Below are 16,088 nucleotides of genomic sequence, written 5' to 3'. Positions count from 1 at the left end.
CCGCGATGCGTCAAGATATTCCAATCACCTCCGCGATGCGACGCACCACATCTGTTTCGTCATGATGACGACGTCTATAAACTTTCATCAGCGCAACAACGTACCGAATAAATGTCCGCCGATCAACGAAGAACTCTGGATGAGAAAGTGAATACTCATTTGGATCGACGAAAGCTCTGAATTCAGCTCCATTTGGCCACCCTTCATACCCGACAACATCATCACCCTCTCGGCGCTCAATAATCCACCCCGGATCACCCTCAACACCACCAATATCATTAGCCCCTTCGATTAACTGAAGCAGCTCCTGCATCCTGCTATCGAGCACCAACACACAGAGACTAAATTTTAGCGCTGCGTCCTTATCACTTTCTGGATTAAACCCGCCAAACGCCTCATTAAAATAATCCATTTTTTCACTCACTTAATTGGATGCACATTGCCTACGAATGACGCCCCCGTCTTCGGATCGGTATTGATGTATACTCGAAAATTTACACCATTTTGGCTCACATCAAATATCCTCTGCGACGTATCCTTCAGATATAACGCATACCCACGCTGACCAGCGTTTTGAGCCATATTCAAAATAGCTTGATCGCTGTACACCGCAGGGTCGTACACAGTTTTTGAGCCGGTCACCACTTTCCCGGAAGCATTGGTGTAGGTGTATTGCATCTCGGAGATACCCGGCGTTCCTGTCGATGTTAAATTATAGGTCGCGCCCTTAGCGCTCAGTGCGGTAGTGGCACTCTCCAGATTGTGCGTTCCACTCAACTGTCCGGATTTCGTAAAGCCATCAGGACCCACGAGATGGTCCGGCAAATCAAACCTGTACGCAAGACCGTCCGAATATTGAGTCCCTGGCCCTACCGCAGTTGTCGACGTAGTATTTTGTGAGGACGAGATGCCACTTCCGGAACTGGTCACCGTCTGGGTTCCTGGAGAGCGACTGGCACTTGCTCCCTGACCATACGGCTGATTTCTCGCCGAATTCGCTGCTGCGGAGAGATCACCACTCGCATTCTTCAGCGCACCGCCGCCGACCGTGGCGACATCCGCCGATGTTGCCGCCGCGTCAGTTCCAACTGCCGCTTTGCCGCCGAGACCCAGCGTCGCCAAGATAGGCGTCAGGAATTCCGTATCCGGGCCGATTGAAGTCCCAGATTTATACGGCTTCTTCAGCCCATCCAGCGAGACATAGCCCGGATCACCGGGCGACGCGAATGGCCCGCCGTTCGGAATATTGACGATCACGCCCGCGACGTTGACCATTCCGTTCCAGACACCGGCCTTGGCATCCGAAGCCATCGCAGCAGTCCGATTGAGCAGCCCCTGCAGTCCCGCGATTGTCGCTCGGTCGTCCGTTTTTTGGGGGTCGTTGCCTGCATTGTAAAGCTCGACGTTCGATGCCATCGCCGCGCCCGCACTGCCACCCACCAGTCCACCACCGACTGTCGCCGCGACGTTCGCAGCAATATTGCCGGCCAGCGACGAACCGGTCGAATCGCCGACCGACTTGCTGATCTTCTCTGCCTGTCCAGCCAGCAGCGACGACATGCCGGCACCCGCTGCGCCGCCGATTGCCGTGAGCGCACTGCCGCCGCCGAGCCCGCCGATAAGCGCACCACCGCCCATCTGCAATTCCGCACGCGACGCCCCGCCCTCGTCCCAGCTCTTCGCCTGGTCAATGTACGACTGCATCGCAACAAGGTCGCCGCGCTCGTAAGCGGCCTTGGCCGCGTCGATCGCATCCTTGCGCTTGCCGTCAGCGTACAACCCGATCCCCTGCGAAATCGTCTGACCGGCCGCCTGCGCCGCATTCATCGTATCGGCCTGCTGCGACAGCGTTTTCTGAACATCCGGCGTCTTCGAAACAGTCCCATTCAGATTCGTCGCGTCGCGGTTCAGGTTCGCGACGTCCTGCGTTTGCTCGCCCGGCTTCGTGATATTGATCGTGCCGGCGCTCACCGCGCTCTTCGTCGTCGCGCTTTGGTCGCCGCTGTCGTTCTGGAACACCATCGGCGTGACGCCGCCCGAGCCCGATACCGACGACGGGCCAACTGCTTTGTTGCTCGGCCCGACCAATGCACCCGCGCTAAAGCCCGCGCTGTTCGCGCTGTAGTGCGAGTGGTTCTCGATGTCGCTGGTCGTCAGCGTGCCGGTCGTCAGGCTGTTCTTCGACGCATCGGCCGTGCTGCCAATATACGCACCCTTCAGGTCGGTGTTGCCCTTCACGGTCACGTCGAACCCGCCAGCACCGGCCTGGATGCCTGCCTGTTCATTCACGCCCGCATAGTTGCCGTCTGCATGGCCGTTCTGCGCACTGAAGCTGGCCCCGCCACCGGTCTGGCTGATCGTGAAGCCGCCGCCCGCGCTCGACTGATGCGCGGCGCTCACGGTCGTATCCTGAACGCTCGCCACGTTCAGGTTTCCGCCCACGTCGGCCACCACCTTGTTCGCGTTCACGTTCGCGCCGATCACGTTTGTGTCGCCGCCGCTTACGATGGTCGCGGTCTGGCTGGCGTTGATGTGCGTGTTGTTCTGGATCGCCGCGTCCGAATTGCCGTCGCCATGTGCGCGCTGCATCGACGCGGACACACCGATGCCGTTCGTGCCGATCGACACGCCGACGCTCGACCCCGACGACGAGTTCGAGCTCTGCGTCTTGTCGGTATCGGTCGTGTTGACGAGATTGACCTGGTTGTTCGCGATCAACGCCACGTTGGCAGCGTTCACGTTCGAGCCCGCGATCGTGATGTTGCCGTCCTTCGGCGTACCGTTGCCCGTCGCGATCAGTTTCGTGGTCCCGCCCGCATTGATGCTGGAACCCCGCTGAATCGTCTGGTCTTCCGACGACTGCATCGAGCTATGGCTCGAACCAACGCTGACCTGCACGCCGATGCTCGGGGCCTGCGGTCCCTTGGCACCGTCCAGCAGCTTTGCTGCACCCATGCCGCCAAATGCCACGTCGCCGGCCGCCGCGATGCTGTGCAGCGCCGATGCGCGCCCGTTGCTGTCCTTCGCCGATTCGCGCGCGGCCTGGGTCTCGCTGATCGCATTGTTGATCGCATCGCCCACTGAGCCCGACAGGCCGACAGTCAGCCCGCTCTTGCTCGTCTGCTGCTGTTGCGCCTGGTGCGAGGTGTCGGTTGCCGAATCGACGACGATATTCGCCGCCGTGCCGGTCACGTCCTTGCCCGCGACCAGATCGCTACCTTGTACGTGCAGCGTATTGCCCGCGTTGACGGTCAAATTGCCGTCGACCGAACCGACCGTGCTGGCGTTGTTCGTCACGCTGGACGATTGATTCTGTTGCGCGAGCTTGCTGTTGCCGACCGAGAACGACAGGCCACCGCCCGACATCAGGCCCGAGTGCTGTTCCTGATAGGTGGTCGACGACTGGCTGGTGTCCTGCGAAGTCGTCACGTTCACGTCGTGCGCCGCGTTCAGCGCCACATCGTGCGTACCGACGACCGTACTACCCTGAACGTTGATGTCCTTGCCGCTGCCGATCGACACGCCGTCGGCCGAAATCAGGCTGCCGTTCGCCACCGTGCTGGTCGCATCCTGGCTGCTGGCGATCTTCGTGCCGCTCACGACGCCGCTGCGGCTATGCGTCTCGCGCGAGTTGTACACATGCGTTTCGGTCGCGGCCCCGACATTCACATCGCCGGCCGCCAGCAGATTCGCATCGCCCTTGTTCAGATCGATCGTGCTGCCGATGACGTTGATGTCCTTGTTCGACACCACATTCAGCGTATCGCCGCCCTTGACGGTCGTGCCGGTCAGCGCCTGGTCCGACCCATGCCGGGTTTCCGCATAGCTGCGACTCCCCTGGTCGCCCGAGCTGTTGGCGTTGATCGTCGACGTGACGCTCGCCGCACCGAAGGTCACGTTACCCTTGGCCGCAACCGTGCCGCCCTGACCGAAGTCGAGCTGCGCACCTTGCGCGGTCAGATCGCCGCCCACACCGATGGCCGACTTGCCGCCGACGTTCACCGTGCTGCCGGTCGCGCTGTTGAGGTCCGTATCCGACACCCCGTTCGCGCGCTGCACGACCTTGTGTTCGCCGGTTTGCTGCGCGCCAAGCGTCCAGTTGCCGCCGATATTGGCGTTCAGGTTCCCGCCGACATTCAGGTTGCCCGCGTTCTGCTGGAAGTCGCCGCCGGTCTTGATCGACGCGTCGCCGGCCACGTTCAGGTTCGCGGCCGGCCCGAGCGTCGTTTTGTCGCTCGTCGCGCCGTCGCGACTGACCTGGTGCGTCGTCTGCGTCGCGGTATCCAGAATCAGTTTGTTGCCCGCGTTCAGGTCAAGGCTGCCGGCCTTCACGTTGGCCGACGTGAGATCCACATTGCCCGTCGTGTCGAGCGACATCAGCCCGCCGCTTTGCAGTGCACCGAACGCGTTGTCGATCTGCTTGCCCTGAAGCGCGAGCGTCGCATCCGCCTTCACGGTTCCGCTGTTCGTGAAGACCTGCGTATTCTTCAAGTCGATATTGCCGGCCGTGATCAGCGGGCCATTCGAGTTTTGCTGATCGGCCTTCGCCAGATACACGACCGGCACGAGCACTTGCTGGCCGCCGACCGTCTCGGTCTGCATGATGATCACGTTGGTCGTGAGCGCGGCCACCTGCTGCGCCGACAGGCTCATGCCGAGCGGCAGGTTCAGCGACTTCGACAATTCCGCGCCCGCGAGCATCAGCGACTGATACATACCCTGAAGGTCCGTATACGGCCCCAATACCGCCTTGCCCGTCAGTTGCGTGACCTGGTTGCGCACGAGCTGCTGCTCGTAGAACCCGTCACCGAGGCGCTTTTCTGTCGTCAGCGGGTTCACGCCGATCTGGTTCAGGTAATAGTCGCTCGACAGGAAATTGTTCATCCGCGTGAACGCGGGGTTCGTCTCGATCAGGTACGTCGGGTTCGGGGCAGGATTCGGCCGGTACAGGCCGCCTTGCGGAATCGTCAGGTTGCTCAACACGTTCACGGCCGTCGCGCTCGCGATCACCGGATCGACCCAGGTGGGCGTGCCGCCCTTAATCGCGGATCCTCCCGATTGCGTACCGCTCGCGTTGCCGCTGACCGTGCCGATCGTCAGCCCCGGCACGGCCTGGCCGGGCAGCAGGCCGAGCGACGGAATGGTCGCATTGGCCGCCGTGTTGTTCACGCTCACGCCGTTGCCCGAGATCGTGCCGTTCGCGCCCCAGGTTGAGCGGTAGTCGGGCAGGCTGTATTGCCGCACGTCAGCCGGCGCGGCCTGCGTATAGCCGCCTGGCCCGCCGACGAACGGCTTGTCGCCGAACGGCAAGGTCCAGTTGTGTTCCGAGTTGTCGTAGTTGTTGTAGTGGTAGTAGCCGGAATACGTGACTGTCACGCCCGGCGCTTGCTGGCCCGTCGCGCCCCAGCCGTCCATATCGAGGCTCGCGGGCTGCTTGATGTTGCCGACCGCCGTCACGCTGCTCCAGTAGTTCTGGAATGTCTTGACCGTCGACGCGTCCAGGTCGCCGCCCGACGCGATCTGCGCACCCGGGCTCAGTTTCGTCACCGTGTTAGCGACCGCCTTGCTCTCGTAGGTCGTGTACTGATAACCGCTGTTCCACTGGCCGCCGTTCGGTGGAACGGTGAATACACCGCCCGGCTGCAATTTGAGCGCGGCGATGATGGGCGCGGGATCGTAATCGGGGTAATTCGGATCGTGGAACAGGTTGATCCAGTGCACGTCCTGACCGCTACAGGCCGCGATGTAGTAAGCGGCGCACCCCGACATGCTGATGCCGAGCTGTCGCAGCAGTGCCGGATCGACCTGGGTCGTATCGCCCGAGGTCTGCATCACGCGCCGCGTGTTCGTGACCTTGTCGGCGTGCAGTTCCATCGAACCGCCCGATTGGATCGCCGCTGACGAATTGTTGATCAACGCTGCGTTCGTATAGTTGCCGTTCGCGTCCTTGCCACCCGCCAAAGCCACTTTGCCAAGCCCGAAGATCGTCGTGGTCGGCATCGAATCGCCCAGCGTCGTGTCGTCGCGGTTCTCGATGTCGTGCGCGAGGATTTCGAGCAGGCCCGACGTGTCCGATGCGCCGATCAGCGCGACAGGGCCGAGGTTCGACACCGTTCCGCTTGCCTGGATGGCGACGCTGCCGCCGACCATCGCGCCATAGTTCGTCAGGTCGCCCGAATGCGTACTGAGCAGGCTGCCGGCCGTCATCGCGCCCGTGTTGACGATGTTGCCGGCGTTTACCGTCAGGTTGTGGACCGATTGCAGGTCCGCATTGTTCGTGAACGTGCCCGGTAACGTGAACGTCAGATCACGACCGATGTTGAACTGCGTTTGCGGCGTGGTCGTGAAGTCGCCTTGCAGATTAATCGCCGCGTCGCGCGCCGCACTGTACGTGCCGCCGCCGAGCAGCGTGGAAGCCGCTACCGACAGGTCGCGCGTCGAGCTGATCGAACCATTGGCGTTCGAGATCGCGCCCGTCGTCGTAGCAACCACGTCGCCAGTCGAGTTCGCGACGTTGCCCAATTGCCCGCCGGAATTGTCGACCGTATCGCCTTTGACATGGAGCGATCCGCCCATCAACTGGCCGCCCTGCGTATTCGAAATCGAACTGGCGCCGATCGTCACATCACCCAGGCCGGTCATCTGCCCCATGCCGGCGACGCCGCCCGCATGGCTGTTCACGATCTGGCTGCCGCCTTGCACGTTCATCGCGCCGCTGCCGAAGTCGTGCACCGCGCCGTCGGTATTGTCGATCGAGGTCGCCTGAAGCGTCAGGGTGCTGGCGTCGCCCACCTGGCCCGCTTCGATGTGCCCCTGCTGGTTCGACAAAGCGCCGTTGCTGAAAATCGATAGATAGGCGTTCGAGCGCATCAGGCCCTGGGCGTTGTTGACGGCCCCGGCGATCGTCGCCGACAGGCCCAGTCTCGCCGCGATAACCCCGCTGCCATTGTCGAGGTTGCCGGCCTTCACGATGGCCTGTCCGTTGGAGCCGATCGTGCCGCCGATATTTCTCAAGTCCCCCGCGCCGTTGCCGGGCGTGAGCGTCAGCGTGCCGGTGCCGCCATGCGTGATAGTGCCCTTCGAGTTGTCCAGGGCGGCCGGTGCGAGCGTCAGGTCCGTGCTGTTGGTCTGGATGACGCCGCCATTCGAATTGTCGAGCGTGCCAGAGACAGCAAGTGTCGTCGGGCCGCTCTGCCATTGCGAAATGTGGCCGCCCTGGTTTTTCAGGTTCGCTGCCGTCAACGCAAGCTGGTTGCCTTCGATGTCGCCGTTCTGGCTGTTGTCGATCAGGCCGGCGACGGTGGCCGTCAGGGTGGGGGAGACGATTTTGCCGCTTAGGTTCGACAGCGAGGCGCTGTGAATCGCCGTCGTGGCCGTTTTCGAACCGAGTTCGCCGCCGTCGTTGACCAGTGCACCACCCGCGGTCACGTCGACATTGGCGTTTGACGTGAGCTTGCCGCTCGTATTCGCGATCGAGTCGGCCGCATTGACGCTCAGGCCCGTTTGGCCAGACGCCGAACCGGCCGAGTTATCGATCGTCTTTCCTTGCAGGACGGTTCGGCCGTTGCTGGCAATCGAGCCCGCTTTGTTGCTGACGGAGCCTGAAGCGTTACCAACCGTCAGCGTGCCCGTGCCGACGTGCGTGATCGTACCGCCGTTGTCGTTGATCAGCGCAGCAGGCGCGAGCGACAAATCCGTGCTGCGCGTCTGGATCAGACCGTTATTCGAGTTGTCCAGCGTGTCGGTGATGGCGACCGTCATCGGGCCGGTGCCGGTCTGCGTGACCGTACCGCCGTGGTTCAGCAGCGTCGAACCGTTCAGCGAGACCGCCGCCGCATTGACCGTGCCTTGGGAGTTGTCCAGCGTCGCGCCGTTCAACACGGCACTTTGACCCTCAACCCGGCCGATGGCATTCGCAAAATGATTGCCGGCGTCGACGGTGGTGGTCTGTCCGGCGTGCAGCGTACCCTTGCCGTTGTCGACGCTCTGGCCAATCACGTGCAGGTTCGCGTCGGCCGACACCGAACCGCTGTTCGTGACCGTGTTCCCCTGTACGGTGACGTCGCCCTTGCCGCCGATGACGCCGCCCGGGTCGCCGCTCACGTTCGTGCCGGTCGCATTTGTGACGGCACCAGTTGCCGTCACCGACAGGCCGTCCGCGTTCAAGGAAATCAGCCGACCGGCGCTATTGTCGATCGATGCGCCAGCAATCGTTTGCTTGCCCGCGCTCTGAATCAGCCCGGCATCGTTCTGGATCGCACTCCCACGAACGTCGGCCGTGCTTTGGGAACTCAGCATGCCGTTTTGGTTCGACACGGTGCCGGCCATCTGCACCGACAGCGGGCCTTGCGAATTGGCACGGCCGCCCTGGTTCGACAGGTTGCCGCCGCCCAGCGTCATGCCCGCGCCGCTGGACAGATTACCCCGGTCGTTGATGACCGTGCCGCTCGCCTGTGCGTTCACGGCGCCCTTGGCGCTGGCGGTCGAGCCGGTCAGATTCAGATCGCCCGCCGTTGCGGTCAGCGCGAGGTTACCGTTGGCGGCCGTCGCGCTGTTCGACAGATTCACATCGCTACCGGTGAACGTCGCGTTGCCGGCCGCGCTGTTGGTCCCCGTCGCGGTCAACTGGCCGCTGCCCGAGACGCTCAGATCGCCACTCGTGCCGACCGTGCTGTCGACGTTGATGCCTGCGCCGAGCGTGCCCGTCGAGTTGAGACTGCCAACGTTAGCGGTCAGGTTCTGCTGGGCGGTCAGCGCGCCGCTGTTGGTCAGATCGGCAGCGCCAGTGTTGACCGTGACTGATTGCTTGCCATACGTGACGCCGCTGTTCTGGATGCCACCCGAGGCCGACAGCGACATGTTGCCGGCCGCATTGGTGTGGCCCGAGAGCACGAGACGACCGTTTGCCTGCAGCGTCAGATCACCCGCCTGTGCCGCGATGTCGCCCGCGTTCGCAACACCGACTCCATTCTCGGAACTAACGAGAAACACCCTGTTCGCGTACATACCACCGAGCTGGCTAACATCGATCGCGATGGTGGGCGCTGCGCCGTTGCCTGCGATCGGCGTGGCGTTCAGCGTGTTGTAGTCGACCTGGTTCGATCCAGCGACCACGTTCAGGTTCTTCGCGTAAGCCTTGGCGTTGATCTGTACGGCGCGGGCCAACAAATCCACCTGATCGACATTGGTCGTGTCGAGCCCCGCGCCGACAACCGAAATCAAGCCCTGGTTGACGTTGAAACCCGTGAGCGACCCGTCAGGCCCGAAGTTCGGATTGCCGGTTGTCAGCGTGGCTCTGCTCGTATTAATGAAGCCGCCGCCATCGACGACCAAGCCGGCCTGATTCGCGATCACGAGCTGCGCGGCTGCGCCTCCGATCTCGACTTTGCCGCGAATGAAGCTCGGGTTGTTGCTGTTGACTTGATTGACGATCAGACGTGCCGCGTCGCCCGCCTGGAAATTGGGATTACCACCGATAATGCCGCCCAGTTGAGTCTGGACGTTAATCGGCGAGTTATTGAGAATAATCCCGGGCTTAGGTACGTCGAACTGGTTGTACGTGTTCATCGACACGCCCGACGAGCCGGGGCGGTTGATGTTCACCTGTTGAAGTCCGTTCTGTGTCTGAATCACGGACGGAGCATGCGCGCCGCCCGCAACAACCTGGGCATTGGCCCATATCGGCATCACGCCGGCCGCAACCAGTACGGCGAGTGCCACATGACGAAGCGTGAAGCTTGCGAATACGTGCGGCGAGCGAATGGCGAAACCGATTTCGCCCCGCCCTGCGTTGCCTGATGCACTGGCGGTTTCTTCCACGGCAACCAACATACCGCGTACGCGGCTGAATACCAGCCGATAATGGTTTTTATTCATGATCTTGGTCTACTCGCGATTCGTCCGATCCGCTCTCACTGGCCTCGAACATCGCACGGAATCTAATTGAACAGCGTCAACAAGTGTCAAGCGTTACCGAGAAGCGACGAACTGGGGACCTCTCCGCACTCGTATTAGCGACGAGCACGCCAACCGGCAATCCCAACCACGCAGACTAAACAGCGTATTCGATTAGTCGCAAATATCGACGGTATTGGCTACGGCAATTCGCGCGAATATTACCTCACCCATCATCTCAAAAATTCCTGACAGAATTGCGAGGTCGAATCGGCGCACAACCGGTAATCAACTTTCTTTCAACCACATATCACCTTCCTGAGCACGGCCAGCTACGGCCGCTCCGCCGATGCATTCCCGCACCGGTGCACTTCGCGCAGGAGTTTCCGTGATCTCTGATCCCCCTACCTGTGTGTTGATCGGGCTGGGCCTCGTGCTCGTCGCAATGTTCGCGATGGGTTTCTATTGGCTCGCCACCATGGACCGGCCGGCACGCGGACGCGGACACGCACCCGCCGCCTCCTCACCGGCCCCCACCGTTAGCGTCCCACATTCCGTCGATGTCGACGAATTCGACGAATGGCAAGCGTTCGCGCAGTATCCCGACCACGTTGTCCACGCCGCGCAAGAAGCCAACGCCGAATCGGGCGATAGCTATCCGCCGTTCGGTCGGCGCGAAGAACCCGCCTACGCATCTCCTGGGACCGAGGCTCGCCACGACCTGCACGATGCGATTGAATCGTTGATGGGTGAGCCGGACAAGCCCGATCCGGCGCCGGCCAAGACCACCGCGCCGTCATCGCCCAATCGGGCAATCCGCTGTCCGCGTTGTCTGTCCTCGCGTATCGATACGCGTAACCGCGCCCGCAAGGCCGGCAGCACGATCGGCAGCGTTGCTGGAGCGACGGGCGGCATGGCCACCGCACTCGCCGGAGCCGAGACCGGCGCGGTCGTCGGTTCGGTCGTCGGTCCGATCGGCACCTTGTTCGGTGGCCTCGCCGGCGCGGTGATTGCTGGGCTCGTCGGTAGCGCCGCGGGCTGCGCGGCCGGTTCGGCTGTTGGTGGTGCTATTGACGACAACGTGCTCGACAATCTCCAGTGCCTCGCCTGCGGGCACGCCTTCAGCACCAAGCAAGGCTGAACAGCTCGCCCCTCTCGCCTTTCTCCCTCGATTTCTCTTCCGCTCGGCGCTCGCCGGGCTGTATGCCCTCGTCTTTTTTCTAGGAGCAATCATGCATCTCGTTCAAACAATGGCCTACGTCGGAGCCGAACCCTGGCATGGTCTGGGTAATCGGCTCGCCCCGAAACAACCTCTCGAAGTCTGGAGACGCGCCGCCGGCATGGACTGGACCATCGAGGAAGCTGAAGTCAGATTCGTCGCCGCCGGCAATCAGAATCTCGGTTCAATTCACGCGTTTCCCGAACAGAAAGTCCTGTATCGCTCGGACACCAAGGCACCGCTATCGGTCGTCTCCGCGCGCTATCACGTCGTGCAACCCGACGAGATTTTGGAGTTTTATCGAGACCTGACGGAGATCGGTGGCTTCCAGCTGGAAACGGCCGGCGTGTTGAAGGAAGGCCGTAAGCTCTGGGCGCTCGCTCGCACCGGTCAATCCGGCACTCTCAAAGGCAAAGACGAGGTAAATGGCTACCTGCTGCTCGCCACGGCGTGCGACGGTACGCTTGCGACGACGGCGCAGTTCACGTCGATCAGAGTCGTTTGCAACAACACCCTGCAAATAGCCTTGGGAATACGAGATGAGCAATCATTGAGCGCCACCGCCGCACTCGAAGGCAATGCGCACCGACGATAAGTTCCGCCCAGCGCATTCCTGCTGATGGGCCTGATGAGGGGCTGAAAAAGAAAAAGCCCCGCAAGTCCGAGAACTTGCGGGGCTTTGTCACCGCTTTTGGCGGAGACGGAGGGATTCGAACCCTCGATCCAGGTTTTGGCCCAGATGCTCCCTTAGCAGGGGAGTGCCTTCGACCTCTCGGCCACGTCTCCCAAACTTTCGCTCGCACCAGGGAGGCAGTGCGACGAGAACGAAATAATATAGGGTTTCGAACCGCGCGTCAATTTCCGTGATGCATTTTCGTCAACGCATCACGAAAATTTCATCATGCCTGGTCGAGTTCGAATGCCTTGTGCAGCGCGCGGACGGCCAACTCCATGTATTTCTCGTCGATCAGCACCGAAATCTTGATTTCGGACGTCGAGATCATCTGGATGTTGATGCCCTCTTCCGACAACGTGCGGAACATCTTGCTCGCGACGCCCACGTGCGAACGCATGCCGACGCCGACGACCGACACCTTCGACACCTTCGGGTCGCCCTGCACCTGCTCGGCGTTCACATGGCCCTTCACCTGATTGGTGAGGATGTCCATTGCCTTCTGATAATCGCCACGGCCGACCGTGAACGTGAAGTCGGTCTTGCCTTCGACGCTCTGGTTCTGGATGATCATGTCGACGTCGACGTTCGCATCGGCGACCGGGCCGAGGATCTGATACGCGATGCCCGGCTTGTCGGGCACGCCCATCACAGCAATGCGTGCTTCGTCGCGCTGGAACGCGATGCCGGAAATGACTGCCTTTTCCATGGTCTCGTCTTCTTCAAAAGTAATCAGGGTGCCCGAGCGCATTTCTTCGTCGAGCGCAATCAGCGGATCGGTCAGGCTCGACAGCACGCGCGTCTTCACCTGGTATTTGCCGGCGAATTCGACCGAGCGGATCTGCAGGACCTTCGAGCCGAGGCTGGCCATTTCCAGCATCTCCTCGAACGTCACGCGATCGAGGCGTCGCGCCTCTTCGACGACACGCGGATCGGTCGTGTAGACGCCATCAACGTCCGTGTAGATCAGGCACTCTTCGGCATCCAGCGCAGCCGCGACCGCGACCGCCGACGTGTCCGAGCCGCCACGGCCCAGCGTCGTGATGTGGCCATCCGGATCGACGCCCTGGAAGCCCGTGATGATCACGACCTTGCCGGCGTTCAGATCGGCCTTCACACGCTCGTCGTCGATCGAGTGGATGCGCGCTTTCGTGAACGCGCTGTCGGTCTTGATCGGTACTTGCCAGCCGGCGTAGCTCACGGCCTCGACGCCGATTTCCTGCAGCGCGATCGACAGCAGGCCGACGCTGACCTGCTCGCCGGTCGACGCGATCATGTCGAGCTCACGCGGGCTCGGCTGGCTCGAAATCTCTTTCGCAAGACCGAGCAGACGGTTGGTTTCGCCGGACATCGCCGAAGGCACGACCACCATCTGGTGCCCGGCCTGATGCCATTTTGCGACGCGTTTCGCGACGTTCTTGATGCGCTCGACCGAGCCCATCGAGGTGCCGCCGTATTTGTGTACGATGAGTGCCATTGTCGTTCTGAACTGGAGGAGAGACCGCACGGGCGCGCTGGGCAGGCCGCGTTGCCGTTCGGTCACGCGGCTTGTGGCTGTGGACGGACGACGAGGGGGACGGCTGGGACGCAACACGCAAGCGTGACGGATTTTGCCCGGAAGGCCGATCAGGCCGCGCAAACCGGGTACGTCACGCGGGAAACCTGCACAAATCGCTCAAAAATCGAGCCGAGCAAACGTCCGAGCGTACCCGATAGAAGCCGGCTTGACAAGCCGCTCGCCGTGCCCACAGGCGTTCCGGCGCTGTTTACCAAATGGTGAAAATGGGCACGCCATCGCGCTGCCGGAAGCCTGCCCTCCGTTACGCGATCAGCAGGTCGGGACACCATTCGATCCGGCGCCATGTGCCGCCGGACGGCCCATTGCCGAACAACTCGCCATCGCGGTTCACGCCAAGCCGCGGCACGTAGATCAGCCGGTCGCCCGCGAACAGCAGCGGCACGTCGCGCTGCCATGCCGGCACGCCGCGCTCCTGGAACAGGTTCTTCAGCGTCCGGCCCGGCCCGCCCGGCGACGTGCGCATTCGCTCGCCGCCTGCCCGGGCGCGCGCGGCGAGCCGAGCGCCGCGCAGCAGCGCCTCCGGCACCGCGCCGGCGCTTCCCGCATCGGCCGGCGCAAACACGAACGTGCCGCGCCATCCCGGCAGGTGCCAGACTTCCTGCCCATCCCACGCGAGCGTCGATTCCGGGTGCGGCGTGCCGGTGCCGTCGTCGGCCGGTTCGGCGCTGTCGCCCGCCTCCCAATAGACGACATCGCGATACAGCCGCAGGCACTGGCCCGCGTGATCGACGCGCAGCGCATGCGCGTCGTGCGCGGCGCGCAACTGCCGCATCATGTTGGCGAGCCGGGCGGCCGACGCACCCGGCAAACCGAGCCGGCGCATCCAGAAACGCAGCAGATTCGCGCCGCGCGTGTCGTCGAACGCGACCAGCGACTCGCGCGACAGCGCCCGCCCGTCGTCGCGCGCGGCGACGGCGAAATCCAGTTCGGCCAGATCGTCGAGCAGCCGCTGCGCGGCGGCCGCATGCTGGGCCGCACGACCGAGCGCGTCGCGAAAGCCCGGGAAATGCACGGCCAGTGCCGGCAGCACGTCGAGGCGCAGCGCATTGCGCGCGTAACGCGTGTCGCTGTTCGATTCGTCGTCGATCCATTCGAGTTCGTGCTGCGTCGCATAGCGCTCAAGTTGCGCGCGCAACAATCGCAGCAATGGGCGCACGCGCTCGACGCTCACGCCGTCGGGACGGTAGCGCGGCGCCATGGCGGCGAGCCCCGCGATTCCTGCGCCGCGCAGCAGTTGCAGCAGCACCGTCTCGGCCTGGTCGTCCGCATGCTGCGCGAGCCACAGCGCGGCCGCGCCATGGCGTTCACACATCGCGTCGAGTGCGGCATAACGACGCTCGCGCGCGGTCGCCTCGATACCGAGGCCGCTGTCGCGCGGCACGTCGACGCGCATCGATTCGAATTCGACGCCGAGCCGCGCCGCTTCCGCTTCGGCATGCGCGACCCACGCGTCGGCGTTCGCGCTCAGGCCGTGATGCACGTGCAGCGCGACGCAGCGCGACGCGCCCACGACACGCACGGCCGCGTCGAGCAGCACCGTCGAATCGAGGCCGCCGCTGTAGGCGATCGCGATGCGTGCATCGGGCGGCATGCCGGAAAGCGCAACGCCGACCGCGTCGAGTACGACGCGGTCGGCGGAGAATTCGGTCGGTGGGATCACGAGAGGGACGCGCGCTCAGCGGCGCGCGTATCGAGCACGCGGCCGGTCATGCGCCCGGCGTGGTTTCCTTGAACTTGCCGTAGGCCATCAGGCGCTCGAAGCGGCGCTCGCGCAGCGCATCGATGCTCATGCCCTGGAACTGGCGCAGCGAATCGGCGAGCGCGCGGCGCAGCAGCGCAGCCATGCCCTTCGGATCGCGATGCGCGCCGCCGAGCGGCTCGTTGATGATCTTGTCGATCAGGCCGAGCGCCTTCAGGCGGTGCGCGGTCAGGCCCAGCGCTTCCGCGGCTTCCGGTGCCTTCGCGGCACTCTTCCACAGGATCGACGCGCAGCCTTCCGGCGAGATCACCGAGTAGGTCGAGAACTGCAGCATCATCACGGTGTCGGCCACGGCGATCGCGAGTGCACCGCCCGAACCGCCCTCGCCGATCACCGTCGTGATGATCGGCGTCTTCAGCTCGGCCATCACGTACAGGTTGCGGCCGATCGCCTCCGACTGGCCGCGCTCTTCCGCGCCGATGCCCGGGTACGCGCCCGGCGTGTCGACGAACGTGAAGATCGGCAGCCCGAATTTCTCGGCGAGGCGCATCAGGCGTTCGGCCTTGCGATAGCCTTCCGGACGCGGCATCCCGAAGTTGCGCGCGGCGCGTTCCTTCGTGTCGCGGCCCTTCTGGTGACCGATCACCATGCACGGATGGCCGCCGAAGCGCGCGAGACCGCCGACGATCGACAGATCGTCCGCGAATGCGCGGTCGCCGTGCAGTTCGTGAAAATCGGTAAACAGTTCCGCAACGTAATCGAGCGTGTACGGACGCTGCGGGTGCCGCGCGATCTGCGAAACCTGCCACGGCGACAGGTTCGCGTAGAGGTCCTTCGTCAGTTGCTGGCTTTTCTTCGACAGCCGCTCGATTTCTTCCGAAATATCGACAGCCGAGTCATCCTGCACGAATCGCAGTTCTTCGATCTTGGCCTCGAGTTCGGCGATCGGCTGTTCGAAATCCAGAAACGTGGTCTTCATGTGTTCGAATCCTTGGGTCTTGCGGCAGCGCGTATTCTACCCGCG

General features: G+C 63.0%; 6 protein-coding genes, 1 tRNA gene and 1 pseudogene. 2 read left to right on the top strand and 6 right to left on the bottom strand.

What is annotated here, in order from left to right:
* Positions 1–10: 10 nt before the first annotated feature.
* Together DM992_RS41595 and DM992_RS09910 are read right to left on the bottom strand one after the other, a co-directional pair.
* Positions 11–424 carry a hypothetical protein gene (locus DM992_RS41595; RefSeq protein WP_162631624.1) on the bottom strand — a complete coding sequence of 138 codons (414 nt, stop codon included), beginning with the start codon at positions 422–424 and terminating at the stop codon, positions 11–13.
* Positions 421–9,876 (bottom strand): hemagglutinin repeat-containing protein, encoded by a 9,456-nt coding sequence (locus tag DM992_RS09910; RefSeq protein WP_239511261.1) that lies wholly within the window; start codon positions 9,874–9,876, stop codon positions 421–423. Before DM992_RS09910 ends, DM992_RS41595 begins: the two co-directional genes overlap by 4 nt.
* A gap of 406 nt (positions 9,877–10,282) precedes the next feature.
* Here DM992_RS09910 and DM992_RS42655 point away from each other — a divergent pair, with 406 nt between their 5' ends.
* Positions 10,283–11,035, top strand: coding sequence for a hypothetical protein (locus DM992_RS42655; RefSeq protein ID WP_239511260.1), 753 nt, complete (start codon positions 10,283–10,285; stop codon positions 11,033–11,035).
* A gap of 91 nt (positions 11,036–11,126) precedes the next feature.
* Positions 11,127–11,645 (top strand): annotated as a pseudogene (locus DM992_RS09895) (DUF932 domain-containing protein); the annotation flags it as partial.
* 160 nt (positions 11,646–11,805) lie between these two features.
* Here DM992_RS09895 and DM992_RS09890 read toward each other — a convergent pair.
* From DM992_RS09890 to DM992_RS09875, 4 genes are all read right to left on the bottom strand, one after another.
* Positions 11,806–11,899: transfer RNA gene (locus DM992_RS09890), tRNA-Ser, on the bottom strand.
* Positions 11,900–12,012: 113 nt separating this feature from the next.
* Positions 12,013–13,263 carry an aspartate kinase gene (locus DM992_RS09885; RefSeq protein WP_034184693.1) on the bottom strand — a complete coding sequence of 417 codons (1,251 nt, stop codon included), beginning with the start codon at positions 13,261–13,263 and terminating at the stop codon, positions 12,013–12,015.
* Between the two features lie 343 nt (positions 13,264–13,606).
* Positions 13,607–15,025, bottom strand: a complete 1,419-nt coding sequence (gene tilS / locus DM992_RS09880; RefSeq protein WP_111016672.1) for a tRNA lysidine(34) synthetase TilS — start codon at positions 15,023–15,025, stop codon at positions 13,607–13,609.
* A 46-nt stretch (positions 15,026–15,071) separates the two neighbouring features.
* Positions 15,072–16,043: an acetyl-CoA carboxylase carboxyltransferase subunit alpha gene (locus DM992_RS09875; RefSeq protein WP_006478433.1), complete on the bottom strand. Its 972-nt coding sequence runs from the start codon at positions 16,041–16,043 to the stop codon at positions 15,072–15,074.
* Positions 16,044–16,088 lie beyond the last annotated feature (45 nt).

The organism is Burkholderia sp. JP2-270 (assembly GCF_003233675.1).
GTDB classification, from domain to species: domain Bacteria; phylum Pseudomonadota; class Gammaproteobacteria; order Burkholderiales; family Burkholderiaceae; genus Burkholderia; species Burkholderia pyrrocinia_C.
Note: the sequence above shows the minus strand (reverse complement) of the source record. Positions and strands in the feature narration are given on the sequence as shown.

Bases quoted from the DNA above. Each gene is read 5' to 3' on its own strand.
- DM992_RS09910 (WP_239511261.1), bottom strand. From the start codon at position 9,876: ATGAATAAAAACCATTATCGGCTGGTATTCAGCCGCGTACGCGGTATG.
- DM992_RS09885 (WP_034184693.1), bottom strand. From the start codon at position 13,263: ATGGCACTCATCGTACACAAATACGGCGGCACCTCGATGGGCTCGGTC.
- DM992_RS09875 (WP_006478433.1), bottom strand. From the start codon at position 16,043: ATGAAGACCACGTTTCTGGATTTCGAACAGCCGATCGCCGAACTCGAG.